The sequence below is a fragment of the Pseudomonas sp. W2Aug9 genome (genome assembly GCF_023127755.1).
GTDB lineage: Bacteria > Pseudomonadota > Gammaproteobacteria > Pseudomonadales > Pseudomonadaceae > Aquipseudomonas > Aquipseudomonas synxantha_A.
On the sequence record NZ_SPKL01000035.1, the window covers coordinates 555,815 to 578,611 of the forward strand.

General features: G+C 60.4%; 18 protein-coding genes. 4 read left to right on the forward strand and 14 right to left on the reverse strand.

Going from position 1 to position 22,797, the window contains the following annotated elements; all coding sequences use genetic code 11:
• Positions 1–15: 15 nt before the first annotated feature.
• Both E3O56_RS23315 and rluC read right to left on the reverse strand, forming a co-directional pair.
• Positions 16–678 (reverse strand): HAD-IA family hydrolase, encoded by a 663-nt coding sequence (locus tag E3O56_RS23315; protein ID WP_078822096.1) that lies wholly within the window; start codon positions 676–678, stop codon positions 16–18.
• Entirely contained in the window at positions 665–1,624 is a 960-nt protein-coding gene (gene rluC, locus E3O56_RS23320; RefSeq protein ID WP_005790558.1) for a 23S rRNA pseudouridine(955/2504/2580) synthase RluC, read from the reverse strand. Before rluC ends, E3O56_RS23315 begins: the two co-directional genes overlap by 14 nt.
• A gap of 766 nt (positions 1,625–2,390) precedes the next feature.
• Here rluC and rne point away from each other — a divergent pair.
• Positions 2,391–5,537, forward strand: a complete 3,147-nt coding sequence (gene rne, locus E3O56_RS23325; RefSeq protein WP_218276558.1) for a ribonuclease E — start codon at positions 2,391–2,393, stop codon at positions 5,535–5,537.
• 80 nt (positions 5,538–5,617) lie between these two features.
• Here rne and E3O56_RS23330 read toward each other — a convergent pair whose 3' ends face one another.
• From E3O56_RS23330 to E3O56_RS23340, 3 genes are all read right to left on the reverse strand, one after another.
• Positions 5,618–6,202: a nucleotidyltransferase family protein gene (locus E3O56_RS23330; protein WP_032879853.1), complete on the reverse strand. Its 585-nt coding sequence runs from the start codon at positions 6,200–6,202 to the stop codon at positions 5,618–5,620.
• Positions 6,199–7,185, reverse strand: a complete 987-nt coding sequence (locus tag E3O56_RS23335) for an XdhC family protein (RefSeq protein WP_078822099.1) — start codon at positions 7,183–7,185, stop codon at positions 6,199–6,201. The genes E3O56_RS23330 and E3O56_RS23335 overlap by 4 nt, the downstream gene beginning before the upstream one ends.
• 141 nt (positions 7,186–7,326) lie before the next feature.
• Positions 7,327–8,658 carry a dicarboxylate/amino acid:cation symporter gene (locus tag E3O56_RS23340; RefSeq protein WP_003189258.1) on the reverse strand — a complete coding sequence of 444 codons (1,332 nt, stop codon included), beginning with the start codon at positions 8,656–8,658 and terminating at the stop codon, positions 7,327–7,329.
• A 338-nt stretch (positions 8,659–8,996) separates the two neighbouring features.
• Between E3O56_RS23340 and E3O56_RS23345 the strand changes: the two genes are divergently transcribed.
• Positions 8,997–9,995 carry an AraC family transcriptional regulator gene (locus E3O56_RS23345; RefSeq protein WP_005790566.1) on the forward strand — a complete coding sequence of 333 codons (999 nt, stop codon included), beginning with the start codon at positions 8,997–8,999 and terminating at the stop codon, positions 9,993–9,995.
• Between the two features lie 102 nt (positions 9,996–10,097).
• Here the strand turns inward: E3O56_RS23345 and E3O56_RS23350 are convergent, their stop codons facing one another.
• From E3O56_RS23350 to E3O56_RS23360, 3 genes are read right to left on the reverse strand one after another with little or no spacing between them, the layout of a single operon-like run.
• Complete coding sequence (locus E3O56_RS23350) at positions 10,098–11,444, reverse strand: ATP-binding protein (protein ID WP_005790567.1); 1,347 nt, start codon at positions 11,442–11,444, stop codon at positions 10,098–10,100.
• Complete coding sequence (locus tag E3O56_RS23355) at positions 11,441–12,118, reverse strand: response regulator (RefSeq protein WP_005790569.1); 678 nt, start codon at positions 12,116–12,118, stop codon at positions 11,441–11,443. The genes E3O56_RS23350 and E3O56_RS23355 overlap by 4 nt, the downstream gene beginning before the upstream one ends.
• Before the next feature lie 18 nt (positions 12,119–12,136).
• Positions 12,137–12,445, reverse strand: a complete 309-nt coding sequence (locus tag E3O56_RS23360) for a hypothetical protein (RefSeq protein WP_248129071.1) — start codon at positions 12,443–12,445, stop codon at positions 12,137–12,139.
• Between the two features lie 138 nt (positions 12,446–12,583).
• Here E3O56_RS23360 and E3O56_RS23365 point away from each other — a divergent pair, with 138 nt between their 5' ends.
• Positions 12,584–13,303, forward strand: a complete 720-nt coding sequence (locus tag E3O56_RS23365) for a 4'-phosphopantetheinyl transferase superfamily protein (protein ID WP_248129072.1) — start codon at positions 12,584–12,586, stop codon at positions 13,301–13,303.
• A gap of 20 nt (positions 13,304–13,323) precedes the next feature.
• Here E3O56_RS23365 and E3O56_RS23370 read toward each other — a convergent pair whose 3' ends face one another.
• Both E3O56_RS23370 and E3O56_RS23375 read right to left on the reverse strand, forming a co-directional pair.
• Positions 13,324–14,934: an ATP-binding protein gene (locus tag E3O56_RS23370; protein WP_032879845.1), complete on the reverse strand. Its 1,611-nt coding sequence runs from the start codon at positions 14,932–14,934 to the stop codon at positions 13,324–13,326.
• A complete protein-coding gene (locus tag E3O56_RS23375; RefSeq protein ID WP_032879844.1) occupies positions 14,931–15,656 on the reverse strand; it encodes a response regulator in 726 nt (241 codons plus the stop codon). The genes E3O56_RS23370 and E3O56_RS23375 overlap by 4 nt, the downstream gene beginning before the upstream one ends.
• 742 nt (positions 15,657–16,398) lie before the next feature.
• Here E3O56_RS23375 and E3O56_RS23380 point away from each other — a divergent pair.
• Entirely contained in the window at positions 16,399–19,293 is a 2,895-nt protein-coding gene (locus E3O56_RS23380; RefSeq protein WP_032879843.1) for a ribonucleoside-diphosphate reductase subunit alpha, read from the forward strand.
• A gap of 260 nt (positions 19,294–19,553) precedes the next feature.
• Here E3O56_RS23380 and flgE read toward each other — a convergent pair whose 3' ends face one another.
• Genes flgE through flgB form a run of 4 tightly spaced genes read right to left on the reverse strand, consistent with a single transcriptional unit; the run spans position 19,554 to position 22,492 of the window.
• Positions 19,554–20,870 carry a flagellar hook protein FlgE gene (gene flgE / locus E3O56_RS23385; RefSeq protein WP_005790582.1) on the reverse strand — a complete coding sequence of 439 codons (1,317 nt, stop codon included), beginning with the start codon at positions 20,868–20,870 and terminating at the stop codon, positions 19,554–19,556.
• A 31-nt stretch (positions 20,871–20,901) separates the two neighbouring features.
• Entirely contained in the window at positions 20,902–21,621 is a 720-nt protein-coding gene (flgD, locus tag E3O56_RS23390; protein WP_248129073.1) for a flagellar hook assembly protein FlgD, read from the reverse strand.
• A gap of 16 nt (positions 21,622–21,637) precedes the next feature.
• Positions 21,638–22,081: a flagellar basal body rod protein FlgC gene (gene flgC / locus E3O56_RS23395; protein WP_005790586.1), complete on the reverse strand. Its 444-nt coding sequence runs from the start codon at positions 22,079–22,081 to the stop codon at positions 21,638–21,640.
• 3 nt (positions 22,082–22,084) lie between these two features.
• Positions 22,085–22,492, reverse strand: a complete 408-nt coding sequence (gene flgB, locus E3O56_RS23400) for a flagellar basal body rod protein FlgB (protein WP_003193573.1) — start codon at positions 22,490–22,492, stop codon at positions 22,085–22,087.
• Positions 22,493–22,797 lie beyond the last annotated feature (305 nt).

Genomic DNA, 22,797 nt, shown 5'->3' on the forward strand with positions numbered 1-22,797 from the left:
AACCCCAGCAAAGACTTATCGGGCCCGGCTGAGCCAGGCCTGCAATTCAGAAAAATGATCAATCGTGAGCCTCGGCTCGTATTGCTGCAACGCCTCGGCAGCCTGGGCGCCATAGCTGACCGCCACGCTGTCCATGCCAGCATTGCGCGCCATCATCAGGTCGAAAGACGCATCACCCACCATCAATGCCTGGCGCGGCGATACACCGCAATGATCCAGGATCTGCTCCAGCATCAGAGGATGGGGCTTGCTGGCGGTTTCATCAGCCGCACGGGTAATGTCGAAATAGTCTTCCCAGCCATGCGCCTTGAGCACCCGATCCAGCCCGCGACGGGCTTTTCCGGTGGCGACCGCCAGCTGAAAGCCCTCGGCACGCAAAGCCTCCAGCGACTGCACCACACCGTCGAACAGCGGCGAAGGCTCGGCCTCCAGCGCAATGTAGTGATCGGCATAGTGCTCGCGGAACGCTATCAGCTCGTCGTCGGCAATTTGCGGGTAAAGCGTGCGGATTGCTTCAGGCAAGCCCAGGCCAATGATGCCCTTGACCGCGATGTCGCTGCACAACTCAAAACCCGAGCGAGTCGAAGCCATATGCATCGACTCGACAATCCGACCAATGGAATCGCACAGCGTCCCATCCCAATCGAAGATCAGCAGTTTGTAGTCAAGGTGCGACACTCAAACGCTCCACGGTCTTGGCCCACATCTCGTCGACCGGCGCCTGCAATTTCAGCTCGCCACCATCGGGCAGCGGCACAGTGAGCATGTAGGCGTGCAGGAACAGACGTTTACCGCCCAGATCGCGGATCTCCTTGGAGAAACCCTCATCACCGTACTTGGTGTCACCGGCAATGCAGTGCCCCGCGTGCAGGGTGTGCACGCGTATCTGGTGAGTACGACCAGTGACCGGTTTGGCTTCGACCATGGTGGCGAAGTCGCCGAAGCGGCGCAGTACCTTGAACAGGGTCAGGGCTTCTTTGCCCTCCTCGTCCACCTCGACCATACGCTCACCGGAACGCAGGTTGCTCTTTTGCAGCGGTGCACGAACGCTCTTGATCGAGCTGGCCCAATTGCCACGCACCAGCGCCATGTAGCGCTTGTCCACACCGTCGCCACGCAGGGCGGTGTGCAGGTGGCGCAACATGCTGCGCTTCTTGGCGATCATCAACAGGCCGGAGGTGTCACGGTCCAGGCGATGGACCAGCTCCAGCTCCTTGGCATCCGGGCGCAACTGGCGAAAGGCTTCGATCACGCCGAAGTTCAGGCCACTGCCGCCGTGAACTGCGATGCCGCACGGCTTGTTGATCACGATCAGTTTGTTGTCTTCGAAGACAATCGAGGCTTCCAGGCGCTGCAACAGCCCCTGGGCCAGGGGCACAGGCTCGTCGCGCTCAGGCACGCGTACGGGCGGCACACGGACGATATCGCCCGCCTGCAACTTGTACTCAGGCTTGATCCGCCCCTTGTTCACGCGCACTTCGCCTTTACGCAAAATGCGGTAAATCAAGGTCTTGGGCACGCCTTTGAGCCGGGCCAGGAGAAAATTGTCGATGCGTTGGCCGGCATATTCCGGCGAGACCTCAAGCAGCTGGACGCTGGGGGTCGGGGGGGTGGTAGTCGTCATGGCCGCGATGATAACAATTTTTTATGGAATTGAAGCACTTAATCATTGCTGCTATAGTCGCGAACGCCGCCAAAAGCGGCCTGGGCAGAGGACATGCGGCAAATTGCCGGCCCTGACCATCGCAATTCATCAGGACGCGAGGCCGTCCTACGGGGCTTCGGCCACCTTGGAAGGCTCGGGATTGTAACAAGCGCAGGTGACATGAGGCCTGAAGCGAGTGCAAAAAGCAGAGTGAATACTCGCGTTTTGCGCCGATATTTACGGCCAGTTCACAAAGTGCAGTCAGTCTTGAGCCAGACCATGGCAGATGCTTCGGAAACAACGCCTGTTAAGAGCTGAGTGAGAGCGCAGTCGCCCACACCTAGTCTTGTTTAGCCATGAGCGTGGACTCCCCATTGGAGCCCACGGTAAATGCCAACCCGCTGCGGATTCTGCGCGCGGCAGCACCCGAATTATCAGGGATACGTGTAGGGTGGAGATGCACAACCGTCGGACTGTGTAGCACTAGGCTTGTTTCAGACGCTTCATCTCGTCCACAGTCGCCGGTTGATTCCTCCTCCTGACCTTAGCTTTTGTTGAAGTGGTGCCTTTGTCACCACCGCTAACGAGCAGGACGCGTCCGTCGCGATACCGGCCCAATTGGCCGATTTTGCTGGACACTGGAGTGGCCAACCACTCTTGACGCACCTGACACCGACCGTGAGAAGTCGTGTGTGCCGAACGCCGTTTCCGGCAGCCCGGAAACCGACGGTACAACATGAAAAGAATGCTGATTAACGCAACTCAACCCGAAGAGTTGCGTGTTGCACTGGTAGATGGCCAACGCCTCTACGACCTGGACATCGAATCCGGTGCACGCGAGCAAAAGAAGGCCAACATCTATAAAGGCCGTATTACTCGCATCGAACCAAGCCTTGAGGCTGCCTTTGTCGATTTCGGCTCCGAGCGCCACGGCTTCCTGCCCCTCAAAGAAATCTCCCGCGAATACTTCAAGAAAGCCCCCGAAGGCCGCGTGAACATCAAGGACGTCCTGAGCGAAGGCCAGGAAGTCATCGTCCAGGTCGAGAAAGAAGAACGTGGCAACAAGGGCGCCGCCCTGACCACCTTCATCAGCCTCGCTGGCCGTTACCTGGTCCTGATGCCGAACAACCCGCGTGCCGGCGGTATTTCCCGTCGCATCGAAGGCGAAGAGCGCAACGAACTGCGCGAAGCGCTGAACGGCCTGATCGCACCGGCCGACATGGGCCTGATCGTTCGCACTGCAGGCCTGGGCCGCAGCAGCGAAGAAATGCAGTGGGACCTCGACTACCTGCTGCAACTGTGGACCGCTATCAAGGAAGCGTCCCTGGATCGTTCCGCGCCATTCCTGATCTACCAGGAAAGCAACGTGATCATCCGCGCCATCCGCGACTACCTGCGCCAGGACATCGGCGAAGTGCTGATCGACAGCGTTGAAGCCCAGGACGAAGCCCTGACCTTCATCCGCCAGGTGATGCCGCAGTACGCCAGCAAGATCAAGCTGTACGAAGACAGCGTTCCGCTGTTCAACCGTTTCCAGATCGAAAGCCAGATCGAGACCGCCTTCCAGCGCGTGGTCGAACTGCCTTCCGGCGGCTCCATCGTCATCGACCCGACCGAAGCCCTGGTGTCCATCGACATCAACTCGGCGCGCGCCACCAAAGGCAGCGACATCGAAGAAACCGCCCTGCAGACCAACCTGGAAGCGGCTGAAGAAATCGCCCGCCAGCTGCGCCTGCGTGACATCGGTGGCCTGATCGTGATCGACTTCATCGACATGACCCCTGCCAAGAACCAGCGCGCCGTGGAAGAGAAAGTCCGCGAATGCCTGGAAGCTGACCGCGCTCGCGTGCAAGTCGGCCGCATCTCGCGCTTCGGCCTGCTGGAAATGTCCCGTCAGCGCCTGCGTCCATCCCTGGGCGAGAGCAGCGGCATCGTCTGCCCGCGTTGCAACGGCACCGGCATCATCCGTGACGTTGAATCGCTGTCCCTGGCGATCCTGCGCCTGATCGAAGAAGAAGCCCTGAAAGACCGCACCGCCGAAGTACGCGCACAAGTGCCGATTCCGGTTGCCGCCTTCCTGCTCAACGAAAAACGCAACTCGATCACCAAGATCGAACTGCGCACCCGTGCCCGTATCGTCATCCTGCCGAACGATCACCTCGAAACGCCGCACTTCGAAGTCCAGCGCCTGCGTGATGACAGCCCGGAAGCCCACAGCGGCCAGTCCAGCTATGAAATCGCCGCGGCTGCTGCCGAAGTCGAAGAAGTCCAGCCAGCCGCTGCGACCCGCACCCTGGTTCGCCAGGAAGCGGCCGTCAAGACTGCGCCGGCCCGCGCCAACGCACCGGTACCGACCGAAGCCGCCGCCCCGGTTGCCGCGCCAGCCGCCCTGCCTGAGCCAAGCCTGTTCAAGGGCCTGGTGAAGTCGCTGGTCAGCCTGTTCGCCACCAAGGAAGAGCCTGCCGCCCCGGTTGTGGTTGAAAAGCCTGCCACCGAGCGCCCGGCGCGCAACGAAGAGCGTCGCAACGGCCGCCAGCAGAGCCGCAACCGCAACGGCCGCCGTGACGAAGAACGCAAGCCACGCGAAGAACGTGCACCGCGTGAAGAACGCGCCCCCCGTGAAGAGCGCGCTCCTCGCGAAGCCCGTGAAGAAGCCCCGGCCGTAGCCCGTGAAGAACGTGCACCGCGTGAAGAGCGCGCACCACGTACCCCGCGTGCTCCGCGCGAAGATCGCAAGCCGCGTGGCGAGCGTGAAGAGCGTGTGCGTGAACTGCGCGAGCCGCTGGATGCGGCACCTGCCGTCGCTGCTGCCACTGCCGCAACCACCGAAGAACGCCCGGCGCGCCAGCCGCGTGAAGAGCGTGCCCCACGTGAAGAGCGCCAGCCGCGCCCGCCGCGTGAAGAGCGTCAACCACGCGCCGAGCAAGCCGCTGCCGCCAGCGAAGAAGAAGTACTGACCGGCGAAGAGCAACTGCAGGAAGACGGCCAGGACAACGCCGAAGGCGATCGTCCACGCCGCCGCTCCCGTGGCCAGCGTCGTCGCAGCAACCGTCGTGAGCGTCAGCGTGACGCCAACGGCAACGTGATCGAAGGCTCGGAAGAAGCCGGCGAAAACGCAGAAGCGGCCAGCAACGAACCAACGGGCGCCGAACTGGCTGCCGGCTTGGCCGTTACCGCTGCCGTCGCCAGCTCGGTCATCAGCGCACCTGCTGAAGCCCAGGCTCACGAGCAAGCCGAGCGTGCTACCGCCGCTGTCGAAGAAACTGCTGCCGTAGAAACACCCGTTGTCCAGACCCCAGTGGTTGAAGCGCCGGTTGTGGAAGCGCCAGTTGTTGAAGCCACGACCCCTATCGAAGCCCCAGTGGTTGCGCAAGTGGAAGTTGCTCCGGTTCGCGACGCACAGCCAGAAACCGAAGTGGTTGCTGTTGAGCCCGCACCGGTTATCGAGCCTGCGCCAGTGGTTGAAGTGGCTGTAGAAACACCGGTTGCCGAAGAAGCCGCCCCGGTTGTGCGTGAAGTTCGCGAAGAACAGACCGCCTTCCAGTGGACCGCTGAGCCAGCTGCCCCGGTTGAAGCGCCAACGCCTGCCCCTGCGGTAGAAGAAGCGCCGACGCCGGTTGCTGAAGTCGTCGCCGAGCCAGCCCCAGTGGTTGAGCCGACGCCGGTTGTGGAGCCCGCACCCGTGGTTGAAGTTGAAGCCCCAGTGGTTGCCGAAGTGGCTGCCCCAGTGGTTGAAGCTGCACCTGCCAGCGCCCTTACCGAAAATGGCCGTGCGCCGAACGACCCGCGTGAAGTGCGTCGTCGTCGCAAGGAAGCCGAAGCAGCTGCCGCAGCGGCTGCCCAGGCGGTAGAGCACAAGGCCGTGGAAGAAGAGCCTAAACCCCTCGTCTGATTCCATCCGCCACTAAAAAGCCCCGCCTGAGCAATCAGGCGGGGCTTTTTTATGGCTACTTGGAATGCCAGCTCCCACACTTAACCTGCAGTAAAACTCAACCGTTGCGGCACATCGACATCCCAAAGCACACCAGGATCATCTACCTGCACCTCTCGCACCTGTGTTTGTGCAAACAACGGCTTGGCCCCACGATCCCCACTCAGAGCCATCAGCGCCGGCCCAAACGTGTGATCGAAAGCCACCGGGTGCCCATACTGCCCGGCAGATACCGGCACAGTGATGCCCTCCACGCTGGCAATAACCCGCTCGATACTCGATGACTGGATAAACGGCATATCCCCCAACACCACCAGCCACCCATCCGCTGCACCGCTGGCCTTGACCGCGGCCGCAATGCTGTCGCCCATCCCGCTCGAGTCCAGCAGTACAACCTGACAGCCATAAGCCTCTGCCAGGCGGATAACCTCCCCGCGCCCCGGCGACGTCACCAGCCAGCGCGTTACAACACGCTCAGGCAAGTTGCGCAGCACCTGCTCGATGACCGGCCGGATAACGCCATCCAGCCCCACGCAAGCAGCCAGTAACTTGTCTTGATCCGCCCCGGCTTCGGCGCGAAAGCGACTGCCCTGCCCCGCTGCCAGCACAATCGCTGTAACGGTCACTGCGCCGCTACCGCCAGGGGCTTTTTCTGCATCGGTGCCACGCCGTTCTTGATCGCGACAATTTCCGCCATCAACGACAGGGCAATCTCCGCCGGTGTATGGCTGCCGATATGCAAACCAATCGGCCCGTGCAAGCGCGCAATCGCATCCGCCGACAAGCCCAGCGCCGCCAGGTTCTCCCGGCGCTTCTGGGTATTGACCCGCGAACCCAGGGCGCCGATGTAGAACGCAGCGGAGTTCAGCGCCGTCAGCAGCGCCATATCATCCAAACGCGGATCATGTGTCAGGCAAACGATGGCCGTGCGCTCATCGGTGTGGATGTTCAACACCGCCTCGTCGGGCATACCAGGTACAAAGCGGCCATGTTGCTCTTCCCAGCCGTAGACGAACTCTTCGCGGGGGTCGCAAATCAGCACTTCGAAATCCAGCAAGCGCGCCATTTCGGCGACGTAGCGCGACAGTTGCCCGGCGCCGATCAGCAGCAGCCGCCAGCGCGGGCCGTAAATGGCGCGCAGGCGTTCGCCGTCGAAGCTCACCACATCAGTCTTGCTCGCAGCGCTCAGGGTTACCGCGCCCGTGGCCAGGTTCAATTCACGTGCGACGACCTGGTGGTCTTCACAGCGCGCCAACAGTTGCTCGACCCAGGCCCAATCATCCACCCGCTCTTCGGTCAGGCGCAGCGTGCCGCCACACGGCAAGCCAAAACGTGCCGCTTCGTCGCGGGTGACGCCGTAGGTCACCAGCTGCACTGGTGGTCCGTCGTCCGCCAGCCGCCCGTCCTGCAGGCGTGCGATCAAGTCATCTTCGATGCAGCCTCCGGACACAGAACCAATGACCACACCGTCGCCACGCAAGGCCAGCATCGCCCCCGGAGGGCGCGGCGCGCTGCCCCAGGTCTGTACCACGCTGTACAGCACCACGCGCTGCCCGGCGCGGCGCCATTCCAGGACGCTACGCAGGACATTCAAATCCACACTGTCCATCAAACCTTCCTGCCAGCGTTGAAAAATCGTCGTTTACTGTAAAGCAAAATAATCAAAAAGTGGCCGCGCACAAACGCAAACGCCCCGAACCAGTCGGGGCGTTTGCCAATTGCCTAAGCGTCAGATCACGCCATCAGCGGCTTACTTGACCACAGGAGCAGGGCCTTCGGCCACACCCAGGTCATCGAGCTCGCGAGTTTCGGAGATACCGGTACCACCGGATGCCAGCTCGCTTTGCAGCTTGTCGGTGTCCAGCTCCTTGACCCACTTGGCCACAACGATGGTGGCTACGGCGTTACCCACCAGGTTGGTCAGGGCACGGGCTTCGGACATGAAGCGGTCGATACCCAGGATCAGCGCCAGGCCGGCAACCGGCAGGTGGCCGACAGCCGACAGGGTGGCAGCCAGGACAATAAAGCCCGAGCCAGTCACACCTGCAGCGCCTTTGGAGGACAGCAGCAGCACCAGCAGCAGGGTGATCTGGTGGGTGATGTCCATGTGGGTGTCGGTCGCCTGAGCGATGAACACGGCAGCCATGGTCAGGTAGATCGACGTACCGTCGAGGTTGAAGGAGTAACCGGTTGGGATCACCAGGCCGACGACGGACTTCTTCGCACCCAGGCGCTCCATCTTGATCAGCATACGCGGCAGTGCGGATTCGGAAGACGAAGTACCCAGTACGATCAGCAGCTCTTCACGGATGTAGCGAATCAGTTTCAACACGCTGAAACCGTGAGCGCGGCAGATTGCGCCCAGCACCAGCACGACGAACAGGATGCAGGTGATGTAGAAGCAGATCATCAGCTGGCCCAGCTGCACCAGCGAACCCACACCGTAGGCACCGATGGTGAACGCCATGGCGCCCAGGGCACCGATTGGCGCGAGCTTCATGATCATGTTGATGATGTTGAACATCACGTGGGCGAAGCGATCGATGAAGTCCAGCACCGGCTTGCCGTAGGCACCCAGGCGGTGCAGGGCGAAACCGAAGATCACCGAGAACATCAGCACTTGCAGGATGTCGCCGTTGGCAAAGGCGCCGACGATGGTGTTCGGGATGACGTTGAGGATAAAGCCGACAATGCTCTGGTCTTTACCGGCGGTGACGTAGGCCGCCACTTTGGAAGCGTCCAGGGTGGCGACGTCGATGTGCATGCCGGCGCCCGGCTGCACAACGTTGACCACGACCAGGCCGATCAGCAAGGCGATGGTGGACACGATTTCGAAGTACAGCAGTGCGTAGCCACCGGTTTTGCCGACCGATTTCATGCTTTGCATGCCAGCGATACCGCTGACAACGGTGCAGAAGATGATGGGGGCGATGACCATTTTGATCAGCTTGATAAAGCCGTCACCCAGTGGCTTGAGGGCCACGCCGGTCTGCGGGTAGAAGTGGCCGAGCAAAATACCGATAACGATTGCAACGATCACCTGGAAATACAGGGATTTGTAGATTGGCTGACGAGTCGTCATTGCAAAGTTCCTCAATCGTCCCGTGTGGCAAATATCCGCCATTGCCCACGACACTTGAATTGCGAACCCTCCTGCACTGGAGGGATTTGTTGTTTGCGAAGCCTGTAGGAGAGAGCCTGCGCTGCAATCCCTATCGCAAACAGCGTGCCACTTTGCTTAAACACCCTGAAGGCCCTTCAACATCGGGGCTTGGCGTTTATTGACGCGCTTGAGCCGTGGAACAAGGTGGCGGATTTCCGCCCGCCCACCCCGTCTCGTCCTACAATTTGGCGGATATCCGCCTTGCCGTCGCGCCGGGGTCTGACTACCATCCGCCACTCCATGGATGAGGCCCTTTCATGCGTGAACGTACCATCGCCAGTCACTACGCCCGAGCCGCCCTCGGCGGTGCGCGTCGTGTGGGTTACGACTACTCAGGGCTGTTGCAGCAGGTGGGCATCAGCCCCGAACTGCTGACCGAGCCCCGCGCCCGTATCGCTCCGGAGCAATTTACGCGGTTGCTGCAAATGCTCTGGCTGGGGCTGGATGACGAATACCTGGGGTTCGCCGAAGGCCCGAGCAAGCGTGGCACCTTCGCCATGATGTGCCACGCCCTGATCCACTGCCGCACGCTGGAAAAGGCTCTGGAACGCGGCTTATTGTTTTATAGCCTATTCCCACAGGGCCCGCGCTGGCAGCTGACGAAAGAAGGCGATATGGCGCGGCTGAGCCTGGATGACTCGCAGCTATGGGACCCGGATCACTTCCTCAGTGAATGCCTGCTGGTGATCTGGCATCGCCTGGGCAGTTGGCTGATCGGCCAGCGAATCCGGCTGCAACAGGCCACCTTCAGTTACCCGATGCCGGACCATGCTGGCGAGTACGACCTGCTGTTCCCCTGCCCCTTGGTGTTCGGTGCGCCGACCAGCAGCCTGGTGTTTCCCAGCCGCTACCTGAGCCTGCCGTTGTTGCAGGATGAACGCACTCTCAAGCATTTTTTGCAGCGCTCCCCTGCCGACTTGCTGTCGCGGCCGGATGAAGGCGACAGCCTGAGCAGCCAGTTGCGCCGCTTGCTCAGCCGCGACCGCACGCCCTGGCCGGACCTGGAAGCCGTCGCCCAGCATTTGCACATCAGCCCGCAAACCCTGCGCCGGCATCTGCGCGAAGAAGGCAGCAGCTTTCAGGCTCTGAAGGATGAGTTACGGAGAGACATCGCCATCTACCACCTGGGGCGGGCGGATTTGTCTTTGCAGGAAATTGCCGAACAGTTGGGGTTCTCCGAACCGTCGGCGTTTCATCGGGCGTTCAAGAAATGGACGGGGTTGACGCCGGGGGCCTACAGGGCGCAGGAGAGTTAAAGGTATAGCGCCTGGGAGGGCCTCTTCGCAGGCAAGCCAGCTCCCACAGTTGATCGGGTTTACAAAATCTGATGTGTGAATACATTCAGAGGCCAGTGCAGATCACAAGGCCGGAAAATGAATCCTGAACGCAGCCCCCCCTAACGCTGAATCCCCCAACGTCAAACGCGCGTGATAGCTTTCGATGATGTCCTTGACCACCGCCAACCCGATGCCCTGCCCCGGGTGCTGGCGGTCCAGACGTTCGCCCCTTTGCAGGATCCGGGCGCGCTGGTCCGGTGGCACGCCTGGGCCATCATCTTCGATACACAGTTCAAGGCCGTCCAGGTTTTCCACCAAGCTGATTCGCACTTGCTTGAGGCACAGGCGATAGGCGTTTTCCAGCAGGTTGCCGAGCATTTCGAGCAGCGCGCCTTTCTCGATGGGCACGTCGCACTCAGGTGGCAGATCAAAGGTGACGGTGACACGCTTGTCGCGGTAAACCTTCTCCAATGTATCGCACAGGCTTTGCAGCACGGGCTCCAGACGTACCTGGTGACGCACCAGTCCGCTTTTACGCAGACTCGCACGCTGCAATTGGTAGCCGATCTGCTGGCTCATGCGCTCAATCTGCGATTGCAATACCCACGCCTGGCTGCGCTCTTCGGGACGCTGGGCCATGTCTTCGCTCACCCCCTGCAAGACCGCCAGCGGGGTTTTCAAACTGTGGGCCAAGTCGTCAAGGGAGTCACGGTAGCGCGTACGCTGTTCCCGCTCGCTGTGCAGCAAACGGTTGAGCGAGCCGGTCAGGCGCAACAGTTCGCGGGGGTGTTCTTCACTGAGGCTTTCGCGGGTACCGCCTTCGATCTGGTCAAGTTCCTGACTCAGGCGCCGCAAGGCTTGCAGGCCCCAGGTCAGGCCCAGCCACAGCAGCGTCAACAGCACCAGCAGGGCCGCGCCGAATCCAAGATAAAGGTTCTCGCGCAAGCCTTCGAGGGTCAACTGGTACTCACGCACCGGTTGCAGGGCGACGATACTGAAGGCGGCGCTCTTGCCCCCCAGCAACCGGACCTCGACGTCATACACGAAGAATTCCTGGCCATTGGCCTCGCGGATGCGCGCAAACTCATTACCGCGCCCGTCGTAACGCGGTTTGTAGTTGATGTTTTCTTCCTGGGTCGCCCGCGAACGCCACACCAGATGGCCTTCGCGGTCGTAGATATAGCCGAGCAGGCGGCTGTCGGTAAGGTTGAAACGTTCGTCAGGCAACTGCGCCGGCATCAGCAGGCGGTTATTTTCCACCCGCGCCGCAGAAATCAGGGTGGTCACATCCGACGCCAGACGCTGCTCGATGGAATCCTGCAGGGCCAGGCTGAAGGCGCCTTGCATGGCCGGCAACAGGCCGAGCATAAACAGCACGGCCAGGGTGGCGGCCGCCAGCATCAGGCGCACACGTAGCGAGCGAATCAACGGCAGCGCTCATTGAACAGGTAACCCAAGCCGCGCACGGTATCGATCGGCTTGAACCCGGCGGGGCCTTCCAGCTTGCGGCGCAGGCGACCGACCAGCACTTCGATCACGTTCGGATCGCGCTCGTCATCATCAGGGTAGAGCTGCTCCATCAAGCGATCCTTGGCCACCACCTGTTGATGATGACGCATCAAGTACTCAAGGATCCGATATTCGTAGGCGGTCAACGCCAGCGGCTGTTCATCCAGGGAGGCCTGCTTGCGGTTGAGGTCCAGCAGCAACGGCCCGGCGATGATAGTGGACTGGGTAAAGCCGCTGGAGCGGCGCAGCAAGGCATTCATGCGCGCCTCCAGCTCTTCGAACTGGAAGGGTTTGACCACGTAGTCGTCGGCACCGGCCGCCAGGCCTTCGACCTTGTCCTGCCAGTTGCCGCGAGCGGTCAGGATCAGGATCGGGAAAGTCTTGGCCTGGGTACGCAATTGGCGGATCAGGTCCAGGCCACCCATGCCGGGCAGGCCAAGGTCGATGATCGCCAGGTCATGGTTGAACTGGCCGGTCTGGTACAGGGCTTCCTCGGCATTGGCCACAGCTTCGACCACATGCCCACTGTCGGTCAGGCGGGTAAACAGGTGATGACGCAGCAGCGCCTCATCTTCCACCACCAGCAATTTCATAAGGCTCTCCAAGGCAATTCAACTGTCCGACAGAGGGATATCATAGCGGCCCTGCACGTCTTGCGGGTGCAGTTTAATGCCATTGTACTGGCCCGTCAGGTGCGTGTAGCCGCTGCGATAGTCGGGTTGCGCAGCGGTAACGCCCAGGGCCTGACCCCACGGCGCGGCCTGGGTGCCGACGTCTTCGAAGCTGACACGATGGATCAGGTTGCCGGATTTCCTGGTTTTTTCGCCGCCAAAGGCCGCAAAGGCGCCATCGCTGGCCTGCACGCCCGCGGTGGCACCGAGCATGGTTAACGCCAACATCAGCTTCTTGATCGCAGTCATGGTCATTACCTCATATGCGTTTGGCCTGTGAGGTCCAGACTACGCAGGCGCCCCTGAACTCCCCCTGAACAGGCTCTTAACCACACCTGAACCGCGCCGGACTATCCACTGGCGCGCCAACTCGGCAAAATACCGCGCATGACGCCCCTACCCTCTTGCTGCACCCCGCTCGATGCCCGTTGGCCGCTACCTGTCGCCTTACCTGGCACGGTGTTTTTGAGCACCCGATTTGATCCGGCCTTATTGGACGCGGGCGATTTCCAACGCAGCGCTGTGCCGCCGCCGGCGAGCATTCAGCGCTCGGTTGCCAAGCGTCAGGCGGAGTTTCTCGCAGGGCGCCTGTGCGCCCGAGAAGCACTGCAACGCCTGGATAACCTCAACTGCATTCCAGCCATCGGTGAAGACCGCGCGCCTGTCTGGCCAGGGCATATCAGTGGTTCCATCACCCACAGCACCGGGCACGCCGCAGCGATTGTCGGGCATAAGGCGCAATGGCGCGGGCTGGGCATGGACCTGGAGAATGTGCTGACTCTGGAGCGGGCGGAGCGCCTGGCCGGGGAAATTCTGACAGCCAACGAGCTGCAGCGTATGGCGACCATACCGCGTGAGCTGCATGGGTTGCTGGTGACGCTGACGTTTTCGATCAAGGAGAGTCTGTTCAAGGCGCTCTACCCCATCGTGCAAAAGCGCTTTTACTTTGAACATGCCGAGCTGTTGGAGTGGTCACAGGCGGGCCATGTGCGGCTGCGGTTGCTCACGGATCTTTCTGAAGAATGGGGTGATGGCAAAGAGTTGGAGGGGCAGTTTGGGGTGGAAGGCAAGCAGTTGTTGAGCCTGGTGGCCATCGGCGCTAGATAGACTTGGTCCCGATAGCGGTGTCAGGGTTTGTCTTGATCCCTTGGCCAACTCAGGCTGAAGCACGCCCCGCCCAGGTTGTTGCTCTTGCTGATCAACGCCCGCCCGCCGTGCCAATAGATGATCCGCCGCACAATCGACAGGCCAAGGCCATGCCCCCCCGAGGCGCGGGTACGGCTGTCGTCCAGGCGCAGGAACGGCGTGAAAATTCGCTCCCAGGCACTCTCCGGCACGCCGGGGCCATCGTCTTCCACATCAATACGGCAGCGCAGCTGGCCGACCTGATAACTGATCAGCACCTGGCCCTTGGCGTGGCGCATGGCGTTACTGACAAGGTTTTGCAGGGCGCGGTGCAGGTAACGCGGCTCAGCGTCGACCCAGGCGTCCTCCCAGTGGGCCGATGACAGGCAGACACCGCGAGTCACGGTGACCTGCGGGCGCAGTGGCGACAATTCGCCAATCACTTGGTCAAGCAGCGCATCGAGGTCCACTCGCTGGAAATTCAACTCCGGCGCGCCCTGCTCCAGGCGCGCATAGGTGAGCATTTCATCCACCAGGCCATCGAGGTCCTGGATATCGCCGTCCATGCCTTCCAGGTATTTACGCCGCGCCTCGGGAGTGGCGGCGTCACCAATCATCTCCAGGCCAAAACGCAGGCGCGCTACCGGCGTGCGCAGCTCATGGGACACCGCACGCACCAGTTCGCGCTGAATCGCCAGCAATTGCTGCAAGTGCTCGGCCATGCCATTGAACGCGGCAGCCAGGCGCCCTACCGAATCGGCGCCCCGGGCCGGCACGCGCACCTCCAGGTTGCCCTTGGCGATCCGCGTTGCTGCCGCCTCCAGGCCTTTGAGCCGGCGCTCCAGCTGGCGCACCAGCAGATAAACGATCAAGCCGATCAGGGTCAGGCCGATCAAGGTGATCAGAATCAGCCACTGCGCCGGATAGGGGTTCATTTGATAGAGCGGGCCGATTTCCAGCACCCACGGCGTACCGACCATGCCGGCAAATACGCGGATCGAATCGCCACCCTTGCCCAGGGCCATCACCGTATCGCCCTCCGCCACGCGACGGCGCTGGTCGTCGTCCATATCGGCCTGGTCAAGGGCCATCAAGTGCATCTCAAAACCAAAGCCCTTGGCCTGCTTGATGTCGGCCAGGCGTTGTGGCTGCTCAGCCACCGGAAAACGCACCAGTTCGTCGGCCAGCAGGTAGATAGTTGCACGGGCCAATTGCTCGCTGATCTGCTGCACTTCACCGGTGAGCACCAGCTGTTCCTGCTCGCTGACCAGTCGCAGTACCCGCGCCGCATGAGGGCCGGTCTGTTCCACCAGCACCTGGCCGCGTTGCAAGCGGTTGCGCTGGCCCAGGTCCAGTTGCGCCTCTGTAAACGTGCGCAGCTCCAGCGGAATGCCCAGCAAACGCTCCCATACCGCCAAGGCACGCAGCCGTTCGATGGCGTTCATGGCTTGCAGGTTATCGCCCATCAAGGCAAAGGTGCCGTGGGCCAGGCTTTCGCGGTATTGGCCGCTGCGCACGTCGTTGAGCAGATGCAACGCCAGGGCGCCGAGCAACGCCACCAGGATCAGCGCCGCGCACATGCCGCCGTAGATGCGCAGGAAGATCGAATTCACAGCGGCATGTCGGCAGCGGCTTCGGGGACGAACAGGTAGCCTTTGCTGCGGATGGTCTTGATCAGGCGCGGGTGGATCGGGTCGTCGCCGATTTTCGGCCGAATGCGCGAGATGCGCACATCAATGGAGCGGTCCTGGCCGTCGTAGCCAATGCCGCGCAGGGCAATGAAGATTTCTTCCCGGGACAGGATGCGCCCGGCATTTGCGACCAATAGCCACAGCAGGTCGAATTCGGCGCTGGTCAGTTCGATCCCGCCATCGTGCAGCCAGGCTTCGCGCAGCGCGTTGTCCACCACCAGCGGGCCGAACTGCAGGCGGCGCTGGTTTTCCCCCGCCGCCGGTAACGCCGGCTCGCTGCGCCGCAATAGCGCCTGGATACGCGCCAGCAACAGGCGCGGGCGCACGGGCTTGCACACATAGTCGTCAGCGCCCATGTCCAGGCCCTGCACCTGGTCCATGTCGTCGGTACGCGCGGTAAGCATCAGGATCACGCCCTCATAGCGCTCGCGAACTTTGCGACAGATGCTCAGGCCATCTTCGCCGGGCAGCATCAGGTCGAGGATCACCAGGTCCGGCTGCTCGGCGATGATGCGCGCCGCAGCCTGGGCGCCATCGCTTTCCACCGACACGCGCAGGCCGTTGCTTTCCAGGTACTCACGGGTCAACTCGGCGAGTCGCTCGTCGTCCTCGATGATCAGTATCTGCCAGGCATCTTGCTCCACGCGCCACCTCATTATTATTAGAAATTCTTTGGCTCACGCGGCCTCCACCGCCCATACCCTGTTTGTCATGTTTTAAGGGCATAACAAAGCCCGATTGTAGCCATGCCCCAACCCTTAAATACAAGCCAGGAATTCCATTCGGTGATGGCGTTTTTTTGTGATAGGGTTCGCGCCCTCAAAATTCCAACCAACGGTTTGCACCTCGGAATATTCGGTGACAAACGGTGTGATCCAGTAGTAATGCGGCCTACACGGGTGTTCCACGATTCATACACATTTTACTCACAGCGTTATCCACAGGTAGTGCGTTGCTAACCCCCCAAAAACGCATTATCTTGTACCTCGGCGCTAAAAAAACCCTACATGTAGGGTTTTAAGCGAAAAAACCAAACACAAGTCAGACCAGAAACTCAAGCGCTTTCTTGCTCACGTTTGGTTGAACCAAAGCATTTTTTCAAAGCCCAAACCGCGCACGCGGATGGCAGCCGTTTTCAAGCCCGCTTGGCTGAAGACGGTACGGGTGTTGCAGGGCTTGAACCAGGCCACTGTCACCCAGCAGGAATACGGCGAAGGGCTCCCGGCCCCAAGCCAAAGACTTCGGCATGGAAGCGGCGCGATGAGCTCCCTTCCTCCTGTCCCGAAGTTGTTATGCCAGGCCCTGGCCTGCTGTAAGTGCTTCAGGACGGAACGGTGGGCACCTTGATGGTGCCCAAATAAATATAGAATGTGGAGACAACCCCCCATGCAAACCGACACAACTCGCGAGAACCCGCAAGGCTCCGTGCCGCAGGCCGCTGATTCGAATCTGGATCTGTCCGCCACCGCACCTGGCCAACTGCGCGTGATCAAGCGTAACGGCACTGTCGTTCCTTATACCGATGACAAAATCACCGTCGCCATCACCAAAGCGTTTCTTGCAGTTGAAGGCGGCACCGCTGCTGCCTCGTCGCGCATCCACGACACCGTTGCCCGCCTGACCGAACAGGTCACCGCGACCTTCAAGCGTCGCATGCCTTCGGGCGGCACCATCCACATCGAAGAAATCCAGGACCAGGTTGAACTGGCCCTGATGCGTGCCGGCGAGCAAAAAGTGGCCCGCGACTACGTGATCTACCGCGATTCGCGCGCCAAGGAACGTGCCGTACGCTCCCCGGCCGAAGAAGCTGCCGTACAAGCGCACCCGTCGATCCGCATCACCCTGGCTGACGGCAGCTTTGCCCCGTTGGACCTGGGCCGCCTGAACACCATCATCACCGAGGCCTGCGAAGGTCTGGAAGAAGTCGACGGTGACCTGATCCAGCGCGAAACCCTGAAGAACCTGTACGACGGCGTGGCCCTGACCGACGTCAACACCGCGCTGGTGATGACCGCCCGTACCCTGGTTGAACGCGAGCCGAACTACTCGTTCGTGACCGCGCGCCTGTTGATGGACACCCTGCGTGCCGAAGGCCTGGGCTTCCTGAAAGTCGCCGACAGCGCCACTCACCACGAGATGGCTGACCTGTACGCCAAAGCCCTGCCGGCCTATATCGCCAAGGGTATCGAGTTCGAATTGCTGAACCCGATCCTGGCCACCTTCGACCTGGAAAAACTCGGCAAGGCGATCAACCACGAGCGCGATCAGCAGTTCACCTACCTGGGCCTGCAAACCCTGTACGACCGTTACTTCATCCACAAGGACGGTATCCGCTTCGAACTGCCGCAAGTGTTCTTCATGCGCGTGGCCATGGGCCTGGCGATTGAAGAGAAGAACAAAGAAGACCGTGCGATCGAGTTCTACAACCTGCTGTCGTCCTTCGACTACATGTCGTCGACCCCGACCCTGTTCAACGCCGGCACCCTGCGTCCTCAGCTGTCGAGCTGCTACCTGACCACCGTGCCGGATGACCTGTCGGGCATCTACCACGCGATCCACGACAACGCCATGCTGTCCAAATTCGCCGGCGGCCTGGGTAACGACTGGACCCCGGTGCGCGCACTGGGTTCTTACATCAAGGGCACCAACGGCAAGTCCCAGGGCGTTGTACCGTTCCTGAAAGTGGTGAACGACACCGCCGTCGCCGTTAACCAGGGTGGCAAGCGCAAAGGCGCTGTGTGTGCCTACCTGGAAACCTGGCACATGGACATTGAAGAGTTCATCGAGCTGCGCAAGAACACCGGTGATGACCGTCGTCGTACCCACGACATGAACACCGCCAACTGGATCCCTGACCTGTTCATGAAGCGCGTCTTCGATGACGGCAAGTGGACCCTGTTCTCGCCATCCGAAGTGCCGGACCTGCACGACCTGACCGGCAAGGCCTTCGAAGAGCGCTACGAGTACTACGAAGCCCTCACCGAGTACCCAGGCAAGGTCAAGCTGTTCAAGACCATCCAGGCCAAAGACCTGTGGCGCAAAATGCTGTCCATGCTGTTCGAAACCGGCCACCCTTGGTTGACCTTCAAGGACCCATGCAACCTGCGCAGCCCGCAGCAGCACGTGGGCGTGGTCCACAGTTCGAACCTGTGCACCGAGATCACCTTGAACACCAACAAGGACGAGATCGCCGTTTGCAACCTGGGCTCGATCAACCTGCCGAACCACATCGTCAACGGCAAGCTGGACACCGCCAAGCTGGAGCGCACCGTCAACACCGCAGTACGCATGCTCGATAACGTAATCGACATCAACTACTACTCGGTGCCACAGGCGCAGAACTCCAACTTCAAGCACCGTCCAGTGGGCCTGGGCATCATGGGCTTCCAGGACGCGCTGTACCTGCAGCACATTCCTTACGGTTCCGATGCTGCGGTCGAGTTCGCCGACAAATCCATGGAAGCGGTGAGCTACTATGCGATCCAGGCGTCCTGCGACCTGGCCGACGAGCGCGGCGCCTACGAGACGTTCCAGGGTTCGCTGTGGTCCAAGGGCATCCTGCCGCTGGATTCGCAACAGATCCTGATCGAAGCCCGTGGCCAGAAGTACATCGACGTTGATCTGAACGAAACCCTGGACTGGGCGCCGGTTCGTGCCCGCGTGCAAAAAGGTATTCGTAACTCCAACATCATGGCCATCGCACCGACCGCCACCATCGCCAACATCACTGGCGTGTCGCAGTCGATCGAACCGACCTACCAGAACCTGTATGTGAAATCGAACCTGTCGGGCGAATTCACCGTGATCAACCCATACCTGGTTCGCGACCTGAAAGCCCGCGGCCTGTGGGACTCGGTCATGATCAACGACCTGAAGTACTACGACGGTTCCGTGCAGCAGATCGAACGCATCCCGCAAGAACTCAAAGAGCTCTACGCGACCGCCTTCGAAGTGGATACCAAGTGGATCGTTGACGCCGCCAGCCGCCGTCAGAAGTGGATCGACCAGGCTCAGTCGCTGAACCTCTACATCGCCGGCGCTTCGGGCAAGAAGCTGGATGTGACCTACCGCATGGCCTGGTACCGTGGCCTGAAAACCACTTACTACCTCCGTGCCCTGGCCGCGACCAGCACCGAGAAGTCGACCATCAACACCGGTAAGTTGAACGCTGTTTCCAGCGGCAACCATGGTGATGATTCGGTTCTCGCAGCTCCTGCCGGTCCGGCACCTGTGCCAAAGGCCTGCGCGATTGACGAGCCGGATTGCGAAGCTTGCCAATAAGCTGAACCTGCCGAGGGTTTAACCACTTAAGGCAGAAAAGCCCCCGATACACCTAGGGTGTATCGGGGGCTTTTTCTTGGGCGGGCATAAAGCCCTTGTTGCGGTACTGCGGTTCGGTCAATAACTGGATTGGCAGCGTGAAGCAGATGCAAATGTGGGAGGGGGCTTGCCCCCGATAGGGTGGTGTCAGTCAATGGATACTTGGCTGATACACCGCTATCGGGGGCAAGCCCCCTCCCACATTTTGAAGCACTAACCTATCAGGTCATCTGGATGATGGTCTGCATGATGGTGCTTTGGGTGGAGATGGTCTTGGCGTTCGCCTGGTAGTTGCTCTGGGCCTTGATCAGGTCAACCAGCTCGTTGGTCAGGTTGACGTTGGAGGCTTCCAGAGAGGAGCCCTTGATAGAACCCAGCGTGCCAGCTTCCGGCGCGTCGTAACCCGGCTGGCCCGATGCAAAGGTCTCTTTCCAAGTAGTACCGCCAGCCGGCTGCAAGCCTTGCTCGTTGTTGAAGCTGGCCAGGGAAATCTGGCCGATGGCTTTGCTCTGCTGGTTGCTGAAGGTCGCGAACAATACACCGCTGCCGTCGACTTTCAGGCCGGTGATCTGGCCAGTGGCATAACCGTCAGTGACCGGCGGGTTGCGGTAGCTGGCCGAGTTGTACTGGGTGACGTTGCCCATGTTGATAGCGATGCCATCCTTGTTCGCTGACGCATCGTTGGCCTTCCAGACACCATCGGTCACTGTACCGGGTACCCAATCCTTAATGGTCAGGGTGTTGCCGGCAACACCACCGGTCACGATGCTCTTGAGATTACCGGCACCATCGAAAGCCAGGGTCGACGGCACTGGCGCTTTCACATCAGCCCCGGTACCGGTCGGAGGCGAACCGTCAGGGTTACGGCCATCGATCAAGGTGTAGGACTGCCACTCGTTGGCACCGGTTTTCACCACGTACTGAACCATCGGGTGCGCGTTGCCCTGGGAGTCATACAATGTAGTGCCGTATTGCGTGGTGAAGGTTTCTGACTTGGTTGGGTCAAAGGGGTTCTTGGTCTGGTCGATTACCGGCGACGAGGAGTTGAGGTTGCTGGCCGAATCCACCTTGGTGGACGCCTTCGGTGGCAGGTTCGCCAGGTTCAGTTGCAGGTCGACCAGACCACCCTTGTTGATCTTGCCATTCTCGTCCGCAGCGTAACCCTGCAGACGCGAAGTGCCAGTGTTGTTGGTGATGTAGCCGTCCTTGTCCGCACGGAAAGCACCGCTTCGGGTGTATTCCAGCGAGCCGTCGCCACCCTTCTGCACGAAGAAACCACCGCCCTGGATCGCCATGTCGAGGATGCCGCCACCGCCGTTGACGTCGCCCTGGGTGAACTGCTGCGACACCGCCGCCAGGTTCACACCGTTGCCGATGGTGTTCTGGCCAGTGCCAAGTTTGGAAGCCGCATAAATATCGGAAAATTCCGCACGAGATGACTTGAAGCCGGTGGTCGCAACGTTGGCGATGTTGTTGCCGGTCACGTCCAGTTGTTTGTTGGCCGCATAGAGGCCGCTAAGGCCGATATTAAAAGACATGTTTCTCTCCCTCTGCCGTATTTAGCCGGCTCTATGTACCGATAGTCTGAATTTGCGACAGCTTGACGCTGCCCATGCCGCCTGCAAGGTTGAGCAGCATTTCGCCGCCGGTCTTGCTCAAGGTCACGCTGGTTACGGTGGCTGGCAGCGAGGTGGCCAGGGAAACCGAGTCACCCTTGTCGTTCTTGGTGCTGGCATTGAAGGTGTAAGTGCCGGCTGGGGCGACCTCGCCCTTGTCGTTCTTGCCGTCCCAGATAAAGCTCTGGCTGCCGGCACTCTGCGCGCCCATATCCACGGTGCGCACGACGTTGCCGTCCTTGTCGGTGATTTTGACGGAAACGTTGCCCACCGCCGATGGCACCTCTACCGAACCGTTCATGCTCTTGCTGGTATCAACCATGGCTTTGTCGGTCTGGATAATGATCGACCGCCCCACCAGCGATGAAGCCTGCAGCGCTTGCGAAGAGCTGAAGTTGCTGGAGATGTTATTCACCGAGTCGTTCAGGGTGTTGATGCCTTCCAGGCTGCTGAACTGGGCAAGTTGGGCCACGAACGCGCCGTTGTCCTGGGGCGACAGCGGGTTCTGGTTTTTCAGCTGGGTTACCAGCAACTGCAGGAATGCATCCTTGCCCAGCGACTGGTTGCCAGTGGCTGCTTTGGAAACATTCGAGACATTGTTCGAAGCGTCCTTGACCTTGGAATTGAACAGGTCCTGGACTGCCGTGTTGTTTGACGTATCAACGATGGCCATTATTTGGCGCCCCTTATTACTGACCCAGGGTCAGGACCTTCTGCATCATGGCTTTGGCGGTGTTCATCATTTCCGCATTGGTCTGGAACGAACGACTGGCGGAGATCATGTCAGCCATTTCCTCGACCACGTTGACGTTGGGGTAGTAGACGTAACCCTTTTCGTTCGCGGCCGGATGGTTGGGCTCGTAACGGGCCTCCAGGTTGCTCTGGTCTTCGACCACACCCAGCACCTGCACGCCGGAGCCGGCTGCGTCCTGGTTCTGGAACAAAGAATCGCTGCCACCGGCCTGGCCACCCTGGAACATGGTGGCAAACACCGGGTGACGGGCACGGTAAGTCTGGTCAATGCTCGAAGAGACGGTCTCGGCGTTGGCGATGTTACTGGCGACGGTGTTCAAACGCGTGGTCTGCGCGCTCATGCCACTGCCGGCAATATTGAAAACACTGGACAGGGACATGGCTTATTCTCCACGCAGGGCTGACATCAGCCCTTTGAATTTGCTGTTGAGCAGGGTGAAGCTGGCCTGGAAGTTCACCGAGTTCTCGGCGTAGTTCGATTGCTCCAACTGCGCGTCGACGGTGTTCTGGTCGATCGACGGCTGCATCGGCGTGCGATACAGCAACGACTCGTCACCCTTGCTCAGGCCTTGCGCTTCGATATGACGGCTGTTGGTCATGTTCAAGGCGAAGGTGCCGTTCTTGGTCTTGTCTTGCTGTGCGGCGAGCACGGCAGAGAAGTCCAGGTCCCGAGCCTTGTAGTTCGGGGTATCGGCATTGGCAATGTTATTGGCCAGGACTTCGGCACGCTGGGCGCGAAAGCCCAGGGCTTGTTCATGGATACCGAGCGCTTTATCGAAGCTGATGCTCATGGCGGAAACCTTTAGGCTGACCTGCTGTTCGTTAGCAGGGTTATAGCAAGGTGCGTGCCAATCTTGCGGAAGCCCGTATATCAAGGGTTTCGAGGGTAGTTGCCGGCGACTATGCCAGAAAAGCGGCAAGCGTTTTCCACGTAGTGACAGTAAAGCGGCAATGGGGAGTTGCCGCTTTCTTCAACGTTGTCGCAGAAACAAATGTGGGAGGGGGCTTGCTCCTGATAGCGGTGTATCAGTGATAAAGACATCAACTGAACCACCGCTATCGGGAGCAAGCCCCCTCCCACACTTTAACTGCGTGC